At 76.5% G+C, this 14757-nt stretch carries 14 protein-coding genes; 10 read left to right on the top strand and 4 right to left on the bottom strand.

Annotated features, from left to right (window positions below):
• Nucleotides 1–8: 8 nt before the first annotated feature.
• From AFB00_RS04410 to AFB00_RS04400, 3 genes are read right to left on the bottom strand one after another with little or no spacing between them, the layout of a single operon-like run.
• Complete coding sequence (locus tag AFB00_RS04410; protein WP_068796159.1) at nucleotides 9–1250, bottom strand: glycosyltransferase family 4 protein; 1242 nt, start codon at nucleotides 1248–1250, stop codon at nucleotides 9–11.
• A 32-nt stretch (nucleotides 1251–1282) separates the two neighbouring features.
• On the bottom strand, nucleotides 1283–2821 hold the full coding sequence (locus tag AFB00_RS04405; RefSeq protein ID WP_068796158.1) for a 1,4-alpha-glucan branching protein domain-containing protein: 1539 nt from the start codon (nucleotides 2819–2821) through the stop codon (nucleotides 1283–1285).
• A gap of 7 nt (nucleotides 2822–2828) precedes the next feature.
• A complete protein-coding gene (locus tag AFB00_RS04400; RefSeq protein WP_068796157.1) occupies nucleotides 2829–3587 on the bottom strand; it encodes a class I SAM-dependent methyltransferase in 759 nt (252 codons plus the stop codon).
• A gap of 450 nt (nucleotides 3588–4037) precedes the next feature.
• Here AFB00_RS04400 and AFB00_RS04395 point away from each other — a divergent pair, with 450 nt between their 5' ends.
• Nucleotides 4038–4271 carry a hypothetical protein gene (locus AFB00_RS04395; protein WP_068796156.1) on the top strand — a complete coding sequence of 78 codons (234 nt, stop codon included), beginning with the start codon at nucleotides 4038–4040 and terminating at the stop codon, nucleotides 4269–4271.
• Nucleotides 4272–4292: 21 nt separating this feature from the next.
• Here the strand turns inward: AFB00_RS04395 and AFB00_RS04390 are convergent, their stop codons facing one another.
• Nucleotides 4293–4592, bottom strand: a complete 300-nt coding sequence (locus AFB00_RS04390) for a hypothetical protein (RefSeq protein WP_068796155.1) — start codon at nucleotides 4590–4592, stop codon at nucleotides 4293–4295.
• A 395-nt stretch (nucleotides 4593–4987) separates the two neighbouring features.
• Here AFB00_RS04390 and AFB00_RS04385 point away from each other — a divergent pair, with 395 nt between their 5' ends.
• From AFB00_RS04385 to AFB00_RS04345, 9 genes are all read left to right on the top strand, one after another.
• A complete protein-coding gene (locus tag AFB00_RS04385; protein WP_068796154.1) occupies nucleotides 4988–5773 on the top strand; it encodes an electron transfer flavoprotein subunit beta/FixA family protein in 786 nt (261 codons plus the stop codon).
• A gap of 46 nt (nucleotides 5774–5819) precedes the next feature.
• Entirely contained in the window at nucleotides 5820–6767 is a 948-nt protein-coding gene (locus AFB00_RS04380; protein ID WP_068796153.1) for an electron transfer flavoprotein subunit alpha/FixB family protein, read from the top strand.
• Between the two features lie 237 nt (nucleotides 6768–7004).
• Nucleotides 7005–7781 (top strand): GNAT family N-acetyltransferase, encoded by a 777-nt coding sequence (locus AFB00_RS04375; RefSeq protein WP_068796152.1) that lies wholly within the window; start codon nucleotides 7005–7007, stop codon nucleotides 7779–7781.
• A complete protein-coding gene (locus AFB00_RS04370; protein WP_156819366.1) occupies nucleotides 7778–8842 on the top strand; it encodes a lysophospholipid acyltransferase family protein in 1065 nt (354 codons plus the stop codon). Before AFB00_RS04375 ends, AFB00_RS04370 begins: the two co-directional genes overlap by 4 nt.
• Before the next feature lie 58 nt (nucleotides 8843–8900).
• Complete coding sequence (locus tag AFB00_RS04365) at nucleotides 8901–10106, top strand: cysteine desulfurase family protein (RefSeq protein WP_068796151.1); 1206 nt, start codon at nucleotides 8901–8903, stop codon at nucleotides 10104–10106.
• A 4-nt stretch (nucleotides 10107–10110) separates the two neighbouring features.
• Nucleotides 10111–11193 carry a tRNA 2-thiouridine(34) synthase MnmA gene (gene mnmA / locus AFB00_RS04360; RefSeq protein WP_068796150.1) on the top strand — a complete coding sequence of 361 codons (1083 nt, stop codon included), beginning with the start codon at nucleotides 10111–10113 and terminating at the stop codon, nucleotides 11191–11193.
• 50 nt (nucleotides 11194–11243) lie between these two features.
• Nucleotides 11244–11699 carry a nitroreductase/quinone reductase family protein gene (locus AFB00_RS04355; RefSeq protein ID WP_068796149.1) on the top strand — a complete coding sequence of 152 codons (456 nt, stop codon included), beginning with the start codon at nucleotides 11244–11246 and terminating at the stop codon, nucleotides 11697–11699.
• A gap of 250 nt (nucleotides 11700–11949) precedes the next feature.
• The gene (locus AFB00_RS04350; RefSeq protein WP_068796148.1) at nucleotides 11950–13518 is read left to right on the top strand and encodes an alpha/beta hydrolase; all 1569 of its coding nucleotides are present in this window, start codon (nucleotides 11950–11952) and stop codon (nucleotides 13516–13518) included.
• A 194-nt stretch (nucleotides 13519–13712) separates the two neighbouring features.
• Nucleotides 13713–14750 carry a methionine synthase gene (locus tag AFB00_RS04345; protein ID WP_068800002.1) on the top strand — a complete coding sequence of 346 codons (1038 nt, stop codon included), beginning with the start codon at nucleotides 13713–13715 and terminating at the stop codon, nucleotides 14748–14750.
• The last annotated feature ends 7 nt before the right edge of the window (nucleotides 14751–14757 follow it).

Raw genomic sequence — 14757 nt, 5'->3', positions numbered from 1 at the left:
CCCGGGGCTCAGCCCACCCCGTGCAGCAGGTTCCCGGTCGGGATCTTCGGCCGGGCGAGCTCCCGCGGCCCGCCCGCGACGGCGCCGGCGTAGATCCGGGCGGTCCTCTCGGCGATACCCGGCCAGGCGAAGTCGGTGCGCAGCCGGGTGCGCGCGGCCCGCGCCCGGCGGCGTGCGGCGCGGGGGTCGGCGAGCGCCCGGTCGACGGCGTCGGCGATCCCGGGCACGTCGCCCGGGGTGAACCCGATGCCGGTCTCCCCGTCGACGACCAGCTCACCGAGGCCGCCCGCGGTCGAGGCGACCAGCGTCGCACCGACGGTCGCCGCCTCCAGCGCGACGATCCCGAACGGCTCGTAGCGGCTCGGCAGCACGACGGCGTCCGCGGCCCGCAGCAGCGCGGTGAGCTCGGCGTCGGGCAGGTGGCCGAGGAAGTCGACGGCGCCCTTCACCCGGTGCCCGGCGGCGCACCCGGCGAGCATCCCGGCCTGGGTGCCGGTGCCGGCCACGAGCAGCCGGGTCCCGCGGTGGCGGCGGCGGATCCGGGGCAGCGCCGCGATCAGGTCCTGCACGCCCTTCTCGTACTCCAGCCGCCCGACGAAGACCAGCCGCGGCCCCGGGGCCGCGGGCGGCGGCACCCCGCGGGAACGCCACCGGCCGGGGTCGATGCCGTTGTGCACGACGTGCACGGCGCCGGGATCGAGGTCGTAGAGCGCGGCGGCCTCGGTGCGCATCGCGGCGGAGCAGGTGATCACCTCGTCGGCGCGCCGGGCGAGCCACCACTCGGTGGAGTGCACCTGCCGGTTCATCGGGCCGGGTAGCCAGCCGGAGTGCCGGCCCGCCTCGGTCGCGTGCAGGGTCGCCACCAGCGGGACGCCGAGGACGTCGGCCAGCGCGATCGCCGGGTGGGCGACCAGCCAGTCGTGGGCGTGCACCACGTCCGGACGCCAGCCGGGCAGCAGCGCGGTGAGCGCGTGCCGCAGCATCCCGTGCCCCATGCCGAGGGTCCAGGCGACGAGGTCGGAGCCGAACTCCAGGTGCGGCGGGTCCTCCGCGACGCGCAGCACGGTGACGCCGTCGACGGTGTCGCGGGCCGTCGGGTGCGTCCCGGTGTCGGTGCCGGTCGGCGCCCGGGACAGCACGACGACCTCGTGCCCGGCCGCGGCCAGCTCCCGGGTCAGCGCGTGCACGTGCCGGCCCAGCCCCCCGACGACGACCGGGGGGAACTCCCAGCTGAGGATCAGCACGCGCATCCGCACGATCCTGGCAAACCCCTCCGGCCCGGTTACCCCGGGGTAGTCGGGGGTGCGGCGAGGTCGCGGGCGTCGACGTGGCCGAACAGCGGGGACCGGGCGTCGTCCCAGTGCGCGCTGCGGCGTTCCGCGGCGCGCCGGCGCCCGGCCCGCAGCAGGCCGGACAGCTCGCCGACCCGGCCGGCGTGCGTCGCGGACCGGGCGTGGGCGTAGTCCGCGGCGGAGTCCTTGCTGACCATGAACGCCCAGTCGCTGGACAGCGCGTGCAGCGCCTGGTCGACGAGCAGGTCGGCGAGCGGGTCGCGGACGTCGCGGCGCAGCAGCGGGCCGGACCCGGGCAGCACGGTGTCGACGGCGGAGAGCAGGGCGCGCTGGACGTCGTCGCCCCGGGACACGAAGTCCGCCACCTGCGGACCGGTCCACACCCGCCAGTCCTTGCCCGAGCCCCAGGAGCACTCCGGCAGCGTCACCGGGTCGCCGACCAGGCCGTCGGAGACCGCGCCACCGAGCGTCCGGACCGCGACCCCGGCCGCGGGGAGCAGCCGCAGCACCGCGGCGAGCCAGTCCGGGCCCTCGTGCCACCAGTGCCCGAACAGCTCGGTGTCGAACGCGGCGACGGTCAGCGCCGGGCGCCCGGACGCCGACCGCAGGGCGTGCAGCCGGGCGACGACGGTGTCGACGAAGTCCCGGGCGTCGCGCTGCACCGCCCCCGCGGCCAGCTCCGGCGAGTACGGCCGCTTGGCCTCCGACGGCACCCGCCGCCCGGTCACCCGGGCCGGCTTGAGCCCGGACGCGTGGTCCCAGGTGTGGAAGTCGCGGTACTCCGGCGAGCCCGGGTAGCCCCGGCGCGGCGACCAGACCCGGTAGGTGACGTCGAGGTCGCGCCCGACGCAGAGCACGCCGGAGTCGCCGACCGGGCGGGCGAGGGCGGTGTCCCCGCGCAGCGCGGGGCCGTCGACCAGGAACCGCTCGACGCCGGCCGCGGCGTAGTCGTGCTCCATGCCGGGTGCGTAGCCGCACTCCGGTGCCCAGATCCCGGCCGGGCGCGACCCCAGCCGCAGCGCGTGGTCGGCCAGGCCGGCCCGCAGCGAGAACCCGCGGACCCGCGGTGCGAGCAGCGGCTGGAAGGGGTGCGCGGCCGGGCCGCCGAGCAGCTCGACGGCACCGCTGTCGCGCAACGCCCGCAGCGCCGGTGACCCGCCGTGCCGCCAGTGCGCCTCGAACTCCGCGGTCGCCGCCGTCGACACCCGGTGTTCGTGCGCGGCCAGCTCCGGCAGCCGGCCCGCCGCCGAGTGCGCGCGCAGCGTCCAGTCGCCCAGCCAGTCGTGCGCGCCGCGCAGGCAGTACGGGTCGTCCAGCTGGGCGGCCAGCACCGGCGTCACCCCGAGGGTGGCGAGCCCGGTCCGGCCCTCGGCCGCGAGCTCGCGCAGGGTCGCCACCACCGGCAGGTAGGAGTGCGCCCAGGACTGGTAGAGCCACTCCTCGCCGACCGGCCAGCGGCCGTGCCGGGCCAGCAGCGGCAGGTGCGAGTGCAGCACCAGGCAGAAGGTGCCGACGGGGGCCGTGGTCACCGGCGGGTCACCGGCGGGTCGCCGTGACGAGCAGGTCGAGGGAGGCGTCGAGGTCCCGCCCGCCGGCCTCGCCCAGCTCGAAGTCGGTGGCCCGGACGGCGGCGACGTCGGCGACGAGCCCGGACGGCCACGGCTCGCCGGAGAGCGCCAGCGCGGTCTGCGCCCCGATCAGCCCGCCGGGGTGGCGCTCGTCCAGTGCGCGCAGCCGGGGGCCGTGGTGCAGGCCGCGGACGGCGACGTCGGCGAACCCGGCGTCGCGGGTCAGCCCGGCCAGCTCGCCCGCGTCGAGCTCGCGAGTGTGGAACGGGTTGAGCGGGGTGTCCCGGCCGGGGGAGAAGGTGATCCGGTTCGGGGTGGAGACGAGCAGCGTCCCGCCGGGGCGCAGCACCCGGCGGCACTCGGCGAGGAACCGCTCCTGCTCCCAGAGGTGCTCGATGACCTGCAGCGACACCAGGACGTCGATCGCCCGGTCGGGCACCGGCAGCGCGACCAGGTTCGCCCGGGCCACCGCGACCCGCGGGTAGCGGGTGCGGACGTGCGCGACCGTCGCCGGGTCGTAGTCGAGGGCGAGCACCCGGCGTGCGGTGCCGGCGAGCAGGTCGGCGCCGTAGCCCTCGCCGCAGCCGGCCTCCAGCACGACGGCCGACGCGCACCCGGGGACGATCGCGGTGTAGACGACCTCGTGCCGCCGGAACCAGTAGTTCTCGGCGGCGATCCCCGGCACGGTCCGCTCGCCGGTCAGCGGCAGGGACGGGTGAACCTCCACCCCCCGAACGGTGTCAGACGCCCGCCGGGCCCCCGCGCCGGGCCCGCCGATCCCGCACTCATGGAGCTTCGGCCCGGTCTGCCCGGTCCGACGCTCCACGAGTGCACCGCGGGCCCGGGACGCACCGGCCGAAGAGCGTCCACAGTGTACGGTTCAGCGCGCCCCGGCCCGGTTGCACTCATGGAGCTTCGGCCCGGTCCCACGAGGCCGAAGCTCCATGAGTGCAACCAGAGGGTGGGGCGCGCTCCATACCGGCATCATCCGTTACCTGCAACCGGTAGTTCTCGGCAGTGATGCCCGGTACGGTCCGATCACCGGTGCGGGACGGCTCGCGGACCACGGTCGGCGGGGCACCCGAGGTGCGGAGGAATCCGGACGCTCCGGGCAACGCGGGCGCCTGCGGAGCGTCCCCGTGATCGGGGGATCCCGACTCAGAGGAGGTCGCAGGGCATGCGCGAGACGGTCGCCGACGAGGGCACGCTGACCCTCACGATCACCGGCCGGGCCGGGTCGTGGCTGGTCTCGGGCGTGCTGGGCGACGAGGACCTCGCGCTGCAGGGCATGGGCGACGAGGCGCTGGCCGAGATGCTGCGCGCGCTGCTGCCGACCCTCGGCGCCGACGGCGCGGTCGCCGTCGCCGCACCCCGCGTGCAGCGGCCCGGCCGGCACCGCCGCGCGGGCTGACCCGCGCGGCGCACTCCACTGCTAGCGGGCGTCCTCCGGTCCGCCGGCGACGGACACCACCCCGCCGATGTCGTAGCGCAGCCAGGCCAGCAGGACGTCGTCGGTGAGCGTGAGCGGCACCTCCGGCCCGCTCCAGTCCAGCCGCGTCGTCGGCCGGTGGGCCAGCGCGTCCTCCAGCATCGTGGCGAGGCCGTCGGTCGCACGGACGGTCACGCCGCCGTGCTGCACCGTCCGGCTCCCCGTGGCGTCCTCGTCGGCGTGTGCGCCGGTGCTCAGCACGTAGCCGGTCCCCAGGCGGTCGTCGAAACCCGTCACCTGCACGACGGCTCCTTCCGGTCCGTGAGCTGACGACGGTAGCGAAACCCGCCCACCCGCCAGGGGCCGCGCGGTGTGACGTCGCGCGTGCGGCGGGTGACGAGTGCCGCGCGTGAGTACGGTCACAGCGAGGGTGCATGCGACAGCGTGCTACTCGCTGGTAACAATGAACGTCACAGTGGCACGGCGTGCCGTTACGGCGCGACGCTGGCAGAGTCATCGGCTACATGGCGGACGCGACGCCGCGGCCCACCCCCGCTCCTGCCGGAGCGCGCGGCGCAGCACCGTCACGGTGACGCGATACGGGTACGGCCCCGGACCACGGGGCCGGCCCGTCGGACGACAACGACGCGGGACGCGCACGGGCGCGGACCGCCGCGGCAGGAGGTCGAAGAGGTCCTATGAAGATCGTGGTCCTGGTGAAGCAGGTGGCCGACACCTACTCGGAGCGGACGTTGTCCGACTCCGACCACACCCTCGACCGTGAGGGGACCGAGGCGGTCATCGACGAGATCAACGAGCGTGCCGTCGAGCAGGCCCTCCAGGTCAAGGAGGCGGCCGGCGACGGTGAGGTGGTCGTGGTGTGCATGGGCCCGGACCGGGCCACCGACGCGATCCGCAAGGCGCTGTCGATGGGGGCGGACTCCGCCGTGCACCTGTCCGACGCGGCCGTGCACGGCTCGTGCGCGGTCCAGACGGCGCGCGCGCTGACCGCCCTGATCAACCGTCAGGAGGGCTGGGACCTGGTCGTGGCCGGTAACTCGGCCTCCGACGGCCAGATCGCCGCGGTCCCGGCGATGATCGCCGACCTGCTCGACGTCCCGGCTCTGACCTGGGCGAACGAGATCTCGGTCGACGGCACGACGGTGACCGCCAAGCGGGAGACCGACGACGGCGTGACGCACCTGACGGCCGAGCTGCCCGCCGTCGTGTCGGTGGGCGAGAAGTCGGGCGAGCCGCGCTACCCCTCGTTCAAGGGGATCATGGCGGCGAAGAAGAAGCCGGTGGAGAGCCTCGACCTGGCCGGTGCCGGGATCGACGCCGGCACCGTGGGTCTGGCGAACGCGCTGACCACGGTGACCTCGTCGGCTCCGAAGCCGCCGAAGCAGGCCGGCGAGAAGGTCGCCGACTCCGGGGACGGCGGCGCGAAGATCGCCGAGTTCCTGGTCGGGCAGAAGCTCATCTGACCCGCGTCGGTCCCTGCTCCCTCTTCGGTTATTGGAGACAACAGACATGGCTGAGGTCCTGGTACTCGTCGACCACACCGACGGGTCCATCAAGAAGACCACCTACGAGATGCTGACCGCCGCCCGGGCGCTCGGCTCGCCGTCCGCCGTCGTGGTGGGGCCGGCCGGCACCGCCGACGGGTTCGCCGACGGCCTGACCGAGCACGGCGCGGAGAAGATCTACGTCGCGGAGACGGACTCGACCGACTTCCTGGCCCCCGAGGTCGCGGTGCTGGAGTCGCTGGTGAACAGCGTCGACCCGGCCGCGGTGCTGGTCGTCGCGGCGGCCAACGGCAAGGAGGTCGCCGGGCGGCTCGCGGTGCGCACCGGCTCCGGGCTGCTGTCCGACGCCGTCGGCGTGGGCGCGGACGGCGTCTCGCACTCGGTGTTCGGCGGTGCGTACACCGCCGAGGCGAAGGCGAACACCGCGCACCCGGTGATCACCGTGCGGCCGGGCGCGATCGAGGTCGAGGCGAGCGCCGGCGCCGGGGCGCGGGAGGCCGTCGAGGTCCCCGCCGCGTCGGGCCGGCACGCCACCGTGACCGGTCGTGAGCCGGTCACCGGCGGGTCGCGGCCGGAGCTGACCGAGGCGACCGTGATCGTCTCCGGTGGGCGCGGGGTCGGCTCGGCCGACGACTTCACCGTCGTCGAGGGCCTGGCCGACTCGCTCGGTGCCGCGGTCGGTGCCTCCCGCGCCGCGGTGGACTCGGGCTACTACCCGCCGCAGTTCCAGGTCGGGCAGACCGGCAAGAGCGTGTCGCCGCAGCTCTACATCGCGCTGGGGATCTCCGGCGCGATCCAGCACCGGGCCGGCATGCAGACCTCGAAGACGATCGTGGCGGTCAACAAGGACGAGGAGGCGCCGATCTTCGAGATCGCCGACTTCGGGATCGTCGGTGACCTGTTCGCGGTCGCACCGCAGCTGCAGGAGGAGGTCGGCAAGCGCAAGGGCTGATCCCCGCGCCCCGTCCCCGTCGACGACGCCCCGGTGCCGAGCACCGGGGCGTCGTCGCGTGTCGCGCCGAGTTCACCTGCTCCTGCCTGCGGCGACCCTGCGGCGCCTCCTCGGCGACCCCTCGGCGACACCGTCGCGACAGGCCCGGCCGGGTGTCGGTGTCCGTTCACGTCGGCGCCACCGCCGTGTCGGCGCGGAACCGTCCGGGCGTCGTGCGCGGCCGGTACGAACACCCGCGTGACCCAGGTGATCGTCTCGACCCCGGAGGCCGCGGCCCGGCGGTACTCCCTGCTGCTCACGACCGACGCCGACGACGTCGCCGCCGCGCAGGCGCTGCGGTACCGGGTGTTCGCCGAGGAGCTCGGCGCCCGCCTCGACACCCCGGAATCCGGTCGCGACGTCGACCGGTTCGACGGGTTCTGCGACCATCTCGTCGTCCGCGAGGACGCCACCGGGGCGATCGTCGGGACCTACCGGATGCTCCCGCCGCAGCGCGCCCGCGCGGCGGGCGGGCTCTACGCCGACGACGAGTTCGACCTCTCCGCGCTCGACCCGCTGCGCGACTCGCTGGTGGAGACCGGCCGCTCGTGCGTGCACCCCGACCACCGCGGCGGCGCCGTGGTGGGGCTGGTGTGGGCCGGGCTCGCCCGGTACATGCTGCTGACCGGGCACCGCTGGCTCGTCGGGTGCGCGAGCGTCCCGCTGGCCGACGGCGGGATGCAGGCCGCAGGCGTCTGGGACACGGTCCGGGCGAGGCACCTCGCCCCGCCGCAGTACCGCACGACGCCGTGGCGCGGCTGGGACCCCGACGGGGCGCCCCCGCACCGTGCGACGACCGTCCCGCCGCTGCTGCGCGGCTACCTGCGGCTGGGGACGTGGGTGTGCGGGCCGCCCGCGCACGACCCGGACTTCGGGGTGGCGGACTTCCCGGTGCTGCTCGGGATGGACCACATCGACCGGCGCTACCTGCGCTTCTTCCTCGGCGAGCCGGCCGCGGCCGGGGGGACGGCATGACGCTCGCGGCCGCGCCGGGGCCGGACCCGGCCGTGCACCCGCCGACCACCCCGGCCCGCACCGCCCTGCGCCCGCCCACACCGGCAGGCGCCCGACACCCGGCCCGCCCGGCGGATCCGGCACACCCGCGCACCCTGGCCCGCCCGGCGGATCCGGCCCGTCCGGCGGCCCCGGTGCACCCCGGAGCCCCCGTGCACCCCGGAGCCCCGGTGCACCCCGCGCACCCGACCCACCCGGCCGGACCGCCGGCCGGGCGTCGCCCCGGTGGCCCGTGGGCCGCGTGGTCGCCGTGCACCCCGGCGGAGTGCCTGCCCCCGCCCGCCGCGACCGGCCCGCTGCGTCCGCTGTGCCGTACCGCGCTGCTGCTGGCCGTCCTCGTGACGGCGGTGCTGCTGGTCCCGGTCGCCGCGCTGCTCGGTGCCCGGGTGCTGGGCCCGGTGCTGCGGGCACTGCACCGGGCGGTGCTGGCCGCGGCAGGCATCCGGCTGGTCGTGCGGGGCGGCCCGCTGCGCCCGGACGACGGGCGGGGCGTGCTGGTCGTCGCCGACCACACGTCCTGGGTCGACGTCCCGGCGCTGGGCGCGATCGGCCCGGTCACCATGCTCGCCAAGCGGGAGGTCCGGGACTGGCCGGTGATCGGTGCCCTGGCCGCGCGGACCGGGACCCTGTTCGTGGACCGCGAGGGGCTGTCCCGGCTGCCCGGCACGGTCGCGGCCACCGCGGCCGCGCTGCGCGGCGGGACGGTGGTCGGGGTGTTCCCGGAGGCGACGACCTGGTGCGGCGCGGTCCGCGGGGACTACCGGCGGGCGCCGTTCCAGGCCGCGCTCGACGCCGGGGTGCCGGTCCGCCCGGTCACGGTCACGGTCACGACCGCGGACGGCCGCCCGACGACGGCCGCCGCGTTCGTCGGCGAGCAGACCCTCGGCGACGCCGTCGGGCGGGTCCTGCGGATGTCCGGGCTCGTCTGCGAGGTCGTGGTGGGGGAGCTGCTCGAACCCGGGGACGACGACCGGCGGGCGCTCGCCGTCCGGGCCGGGGAGCGGGTGCGCCGCGGCCGGTAGCACGCCCGGTGCCGGGCGAGCGAGACGGTCGTCCACGACGGGATTACCCTGGACGCCGATGACGTACCTGGACCACGCGGCGACCACACCGATGCTGCCCGCCGCCGTCGCCGCCATGAGCGACGCGCTCGGCCGCACCGGCAACGCGTCGTCGCTGCACTCGTCGGGCCGCCGGGCCCGGCGCGAGGTCGAACAGGGCCGCGAGCAGATCGCGGAGGCGGTCGGTGCGCGCCCGTCCGAGGTCGTGTTCACCACCGGCGGGACCGAGAGCGACAACCTCGCGGTCAAGGGCCTGTACTGGGCCCGCCGCGCCGCGGACCCGCGCCGCGACCGGGTCCTGGTCTCGGCGGCCGAGCACCACGCCGTGATCGACGCCGCCGAGTGGCTGGCCGAGCACGAGGGCGCCCGACTGCGGCTGCTGGAGGTCGACGGCGCGGGCCGGATCCGGCCCGAGGTGCTGCGGGCCGCGATCGCCGAGGACCCGGGCGGCACCGCGCTCGTCTCGGTGATGTGGGCGAACAACGAGGTCGGCACGGTGAACCCGGTGCGCGAGCTCGCCGCGGTGGCGCACGAGTACGGCGTCCCGTTCCACACCGACGCGGTGCAGGCGGTCGGGATCCTCGACGTCGACTTCGCCGCGTCCGGCGCCGACGCGCTGACCCTCACCGGGCACAAGCTCGGCGGCCCCTACGGCGCCGGGGCCCTGCTGCTCGGCCGGGACGTCGCCTGCACCCCGCTGCTGCACGGCGGCGGCCAGGAGCGCGACGTCCGGTCCGGGACCCTCGACGTCCCGTCCCTGGTCGGGCTGGCCACCGCCGTCGCCGAGTCGGTCGCCTCGGCGCCCCGGCGGCGCACCGAGCTGGCCGCGCTGCGCGACGAGCTGGTGACCGCCGTGCGGGCCACGGTGCCCGAGGCGGTCCTCAGCGGCGACGCGCTCGACGCCCGGATCGACGGCGGCCCGGGCCGGCTGCCGGGCAACGCGCACCTGGCGTTCCCGGGCTGTGAGGGCGACAGCCTGCTGATGCTGCTCGACGCGCACGGGATCGACTGCTCCACCGGGTCCGCGTGCACCGCGGGGGTCGCCCAGCCCAGCCACGTGCTGCTCGCGATGGGGGCCGACGAGCGGCTCGCCCGCGGCTCGCTGCGGTTCTCCCTCGGTCACACCAGCACCCGGGCCGACGTGTCCGCACTGACCGACGCGATCGGCTCGGTCGTCGAACGCGCGCGCCGGGCCGGTCGTGCCCCGGCCGCGGTGACGGGCTGATCGCATGCGGGTCCTCGCCGCGATGAGCGGCGGAGTCGACTCGGCGGTCGCGGCCGCCCGGGCCGTCGCCGCCGGGCACGACGTCGTCGGCGTGCACCTGGCGCTGTCGCGTACCCGGGACGCGATGCGTTCGGGCTCGCGCGGCTGCTGCTCCAAGGAGGACTCGGCGGACGCCGCCCGCGCCGCCGACGTGCTCGGCATCCCGTACTACGTGTGGGACCTGTCCGAGGAGTTCACCCGGGACGTCGTCGACGACTTCGTCGCGGCCTACGCGGCCGGCGAGACGCCGAACCCGTGCCTGCGCTGCAACGAGAAGATCAAGTTCGCGGCGGTGCTGGACAAGGCGCTCGCCCTCGGGTTCGACGCCGTCTGCACCGGTCACTACGCCCGGCTCGATCCCGCTGTGCCGACCCTGCGGCGCGCGGTCGACGACGGCAAGGACCAGTCCTACGTGCTCGCCGTGCTGCGTGCCGACCAGCTGCGGCACGCCCTGTTCCCGGTCGGGGACACGCCCAAGCCGCAGATCCGCGCCGAGGCCGAGCGGCTCGGGCTGCGGGTCGCCGGCAAGCCCGACAGCCACGATATCTGCTTCATCCCGACCGGTGACACCCAGGGCTTCCTGGGCGAGCGGCTCGGCAGGCGCCCCGGCGACCTCGTCGACGCCGCGACCGGGGAGACCCTCGGCCGCCACGACGGCGTGCACGGGTTCACCGTCGGGCAGCGCAAGGGCCTCGGGATCGGCCGCCCCGCGGCCGACGGGCGTCCCCGCTACGTGCTGGGCATCGAGCCGGTCAGCGGCACCGTACGGGTCGGCCCGGAGGCCGCGCTCGACGTCGCGCGGATCACCGCACGGACCCCGGTCTGGACCTCCGGGGCCGTCCCGGACGGCCCGTTCGGCTGCACGGTCCAGGTCCGCGCGCACGGCGGCACCGCACCCGCCGAGGTCACCCCCGTCCCGGACGGGGTCACCGTGGCCCTGTCCGAGCCGCTGCGCGGTGTCGCACCCGGCCAGGCCGTCGCCTTCTACCGGCCCGACGGCGACGGCGACGTCGTGCTCGGTTCGGCGACGATCACCGCGACCGCCTGACCGCACCCGGCGGCCCGGCGGTCCTGCCCGGACGGTGGCAGGGTGTCGCCATGAGCGACCGCCCCTACCGTCCGCCCGGCGTGTTCAGCCGCCGGATCCTCAACCCGCTGGTCGGCGCGCTCGCGACCCGCGGGGTGCTGCCGGGCGGCACGGTGGTGCTCGCCGTCGCGGGACGCGTGAGCGGCGAGATCCGCAGCGTCCCGCTCACCCCGTTCACCGCCGACGGCCGTCGCTGCCTGGTCTCCCCGCGCGGTGACACCGACTGGGTGCGCAACCTGCGCGCGTCCGGCGGGGCCGCCGAGCTGCGCTCCGGCGGCGGGCCCGAGCGCATCCGGGCCGTGGAGCTCGACCGGGCCGGTGCGGTCCCGGTGCTGCGGAGCTACCTGCGCGGCCTCGGCCGGTCCGCGGGGCTGCTGTTCCCCGGCCTGTCCGACACGGCCTCGGACGAGGAGATCACCGCGGCCGCCCACCGGCACCCGGTCTTCGAGGTGACGGCCCGGTCCTGAGCGCCCGGGGCACGGCCCGGGTCATCCGGCCGACCGAAGTCGGAGCGCCGGGGGTGCCGCGCTCCGCCGGGCTGCGCCCGGTACTCCTCCTTCGGTCGATCCGTTCCAGCCCGCCGGGTGATCCGCGGGGCCCGGCGGAGGTCCTAGTTTCGTCCACCGGGCCCGGCCCGGGCGGGGACCGTGCGTCCCCGCCCGCCGGTACCGCAGCGGCGCATCGGGCGTCCGCGTCCGTCCCGGGGGAAGAGCGACCATGCAACGACGACGTATCCGGACCGCACTCGCCGCGACGGCGCTGCCGGTCCTCCTGGTGGCGGCCGCGTGCGGCCAGCCGGGACCGGCAGCGGCACCGGACGCGCCGGCACCCGACCTGACGCGGTTCCACGACCAGCAGGTCGCCTTCGGACCGTGCGCCCCGTACGCGACGGACCCCGCCGGCCGGGCGGCGTTCGCGAACGACCGGTTCGACTGCGCCCGCGTCGAGGTCCCGCTGGACTACGCCGACCCCGACGGTCCGCGGGCGCAGGTCGCGCTGCTGCGGATGAAGGCACGGGGCGAGCGGATCGGTTCGCTGGTCGTCAACCCGGGCGGTCCCGGCGGTTCGGGGATGAACCACGTCGCCACGTCGGGCCCGGCCTGGGACGGGACGCCGATCGGGGAGCGGTTCGACGTCATCGGGTTCGACCCGCGGGGCGTGGGCGCCACGACCCCGCGGGTGGACTGCTTCACCGACGCCGAGGACGACCGCGACGAGGGCTTCAACGGCACCCTCGTGCCCGAGGACGTGCCCGACGAACGGGCCGCCGGGGCGATCGCGGAGCGCTGCGCCGACAGTGCCGGTGGCGCGCAGGCGCTGGCCCACATCGGTACCCGGGAGACCGTGCAGGACATGGACGTGCTGCGTGCCGTGCTCGGCGACGAGCAGCTGTCCTTCCTCGGCTACAGCTACGGCACCGAGCTCGGAGCGGTGTACGCCGAGACGTTCCCGGACCGGGTCCGGGCCATGCTGCTCGACGGCGCCGTCGATCCCGAGCTGTCCCCGGTCGAGTTCACGGTGTCCCAGGCGAAGGGGATCCAGGGGGCGTTCGACGGCATGGTCGCGCAGTGCACGGGCGCGCCCGACTGCCCGCTGGGCACCGACCCGGCCCGGGCGGTCGAGGCGTACCACGCGCTGCTGCGACCGTTGCAGGACGAGCCCCTGCCGACCGCCGACGGGCGCGGCCTCAGCTACGAGGACGCGGTGACCGGGGTGTTCTCCGGGATGTACGCCGAGTTCCTGTGGCCGGCCGTCGTGCAGGGACTGCGGGACGCCGCGGCCGGCCGCGGCGACGGTCTGCTGGCCCTGCACGACATCTACGCCCAGCGCGGGCCCGACGGCCACTACGGCGGCCTCATCGAGTCCTTCCGCGCGATCCGGTGCATGGACTGGCCCCGGCGCACGCCCGCCGAGCAGGCGGACCTGTTGCAGCAGGTCCGGGCGGCGGCCCCGATGATGGACGACGGCCGACCGGTCACCGAGACCCAGCACGAGTGCGCCGCCTGGCCGGAGCCGCCGAGCCGGACCGGCCCGTTCATCACCGGCGACGTCGACGTGCCACCCGTCCTGGTCACCTCGGTCACCGGCGACCCGGCCACCCCGCACCAGGGCGGCATCAGCATGGCCCGGGTCCTCGGCGGCACCCTGCTGACCGTCGACGGCGCGCAGCACGGCTCCGCGCTGATCGGGCTGAGCCCGTGCGTGGACCGGATCGCCACCGACTACCTGGTCGACCTGGCGCTGCCGCCCGCCGACGCCCGCTGCACCCTGCCCACCGGGGCGTAGCCGGGGGCGCAGACCCCGGGGCGCCCGGACACCCCGCCGCGGGGGAGACTGGACCGGTGAGCACCGACGATCCGCTGGCCGCCGCACTCGCCGCGGCCGGTCTCGGCGACGTCCGGCCCGGCGAGAGCCGGCCGCCCGAGCCCCGGATCGAGGTCGTCGATCCCGGGCCCGAGGTCCCGGCGGGACCGCGCGAGCTGTGGCCGGAGGGGATCGGCACCGGTGTCGGGTCCCTGCCCGGCGAGGACCCCCGGGAGTCCTCCGCCCTGGTCACCGGGGAGACGCCGGAGTTCCCGGCGCTGCCGGAGCTGCCCGCGCGCGGCGTCGGCGCGGACATGATCGGCCGCACCGCCGGGCTGCTCGTCGACCTCGCCGTCGAGGTCGTCCCGACCGGGTGGCGGGTGACCGCCCGGCAGGGCCGCGACCTGCGCCGGGCCCGCGACCTGATGGCGACCGACCTCGACGCCTTCGACGACGCGACCGACCACGTCCGCCCGGGCTGGGTCAAGGTCTCGGCCACCGGGCCGTGGACGCTCGCGGCGTCGGTGGAGCTCGCCGCCGGGCACCGGGTGCTCACCGACCACGGCGCCGTCCGCGAGTTCGCCGCGAGCCTGGGCGAGGGGCTGCGGGCGCACGTCGCCGAGGTCGCGGCGCGGACCGGGGCACGGGTCGTCGTGCAGCTCGACGAGCCCGTCCTCCCGGCCGTGGTCGCCGGGTCGCTGCCCACCGCGTCCGGGTACGGGACGGTGCGCGCGGTGCGGGCACCGGACGCGCAGGACCTGCTCCGCGAGCTGATCGCCGGGCTCGGGGTGCCGGTCGTCGTGCACTGCTGTGCCGACCGGCCGCCGATCCGGCTGCTGGCCGGCGCCGGGGCCGCCGCGGTCGGGATCGACGCGACCCGGCCGGCCTTCGCCGGGTCCACCGCGGAACCACGTGCGCTGGACGCGATCGGCGAGACCTGGGACGAGGGGACCCCGCTGCTGCTCGGCCTGCTGCCGGGTACCGCCCCGGCCCGCGAGCCGGCGATCGGTGACCTCGCCCGCGCCGGGTACGACCTCGCCGACCGGCTCGGCTTCGAGCGGCACCGGCTGGCCCGCCTCGCCGTCCCCACCCCGGCCTGCGGGCTGGCCGGCGCGACGCCGGAGTGGGCGCGCCGGGCGCTGGCCCTGACCCGGGAGCTGGGCCGGGCGTTCGCCGATCCGGACGAGGTCCCGCCGGGCACCGGCCGCTCCTGAGCCCGGC

It is taken from the genome of Pseudonocardia sp. HH130630-07, assembly GCF_001698125.1.
GTDB lineage: Bacteria > Actinomycetota > Actinomycetes > Mycobacteriales > Pseudonocardiaceae > Pseudonocardia.
The sequence above is the reverse complement of the archived record's forward strand: the minus strand, read 5'-3'. Positions and strand labels throughout refer to the sequence as shown.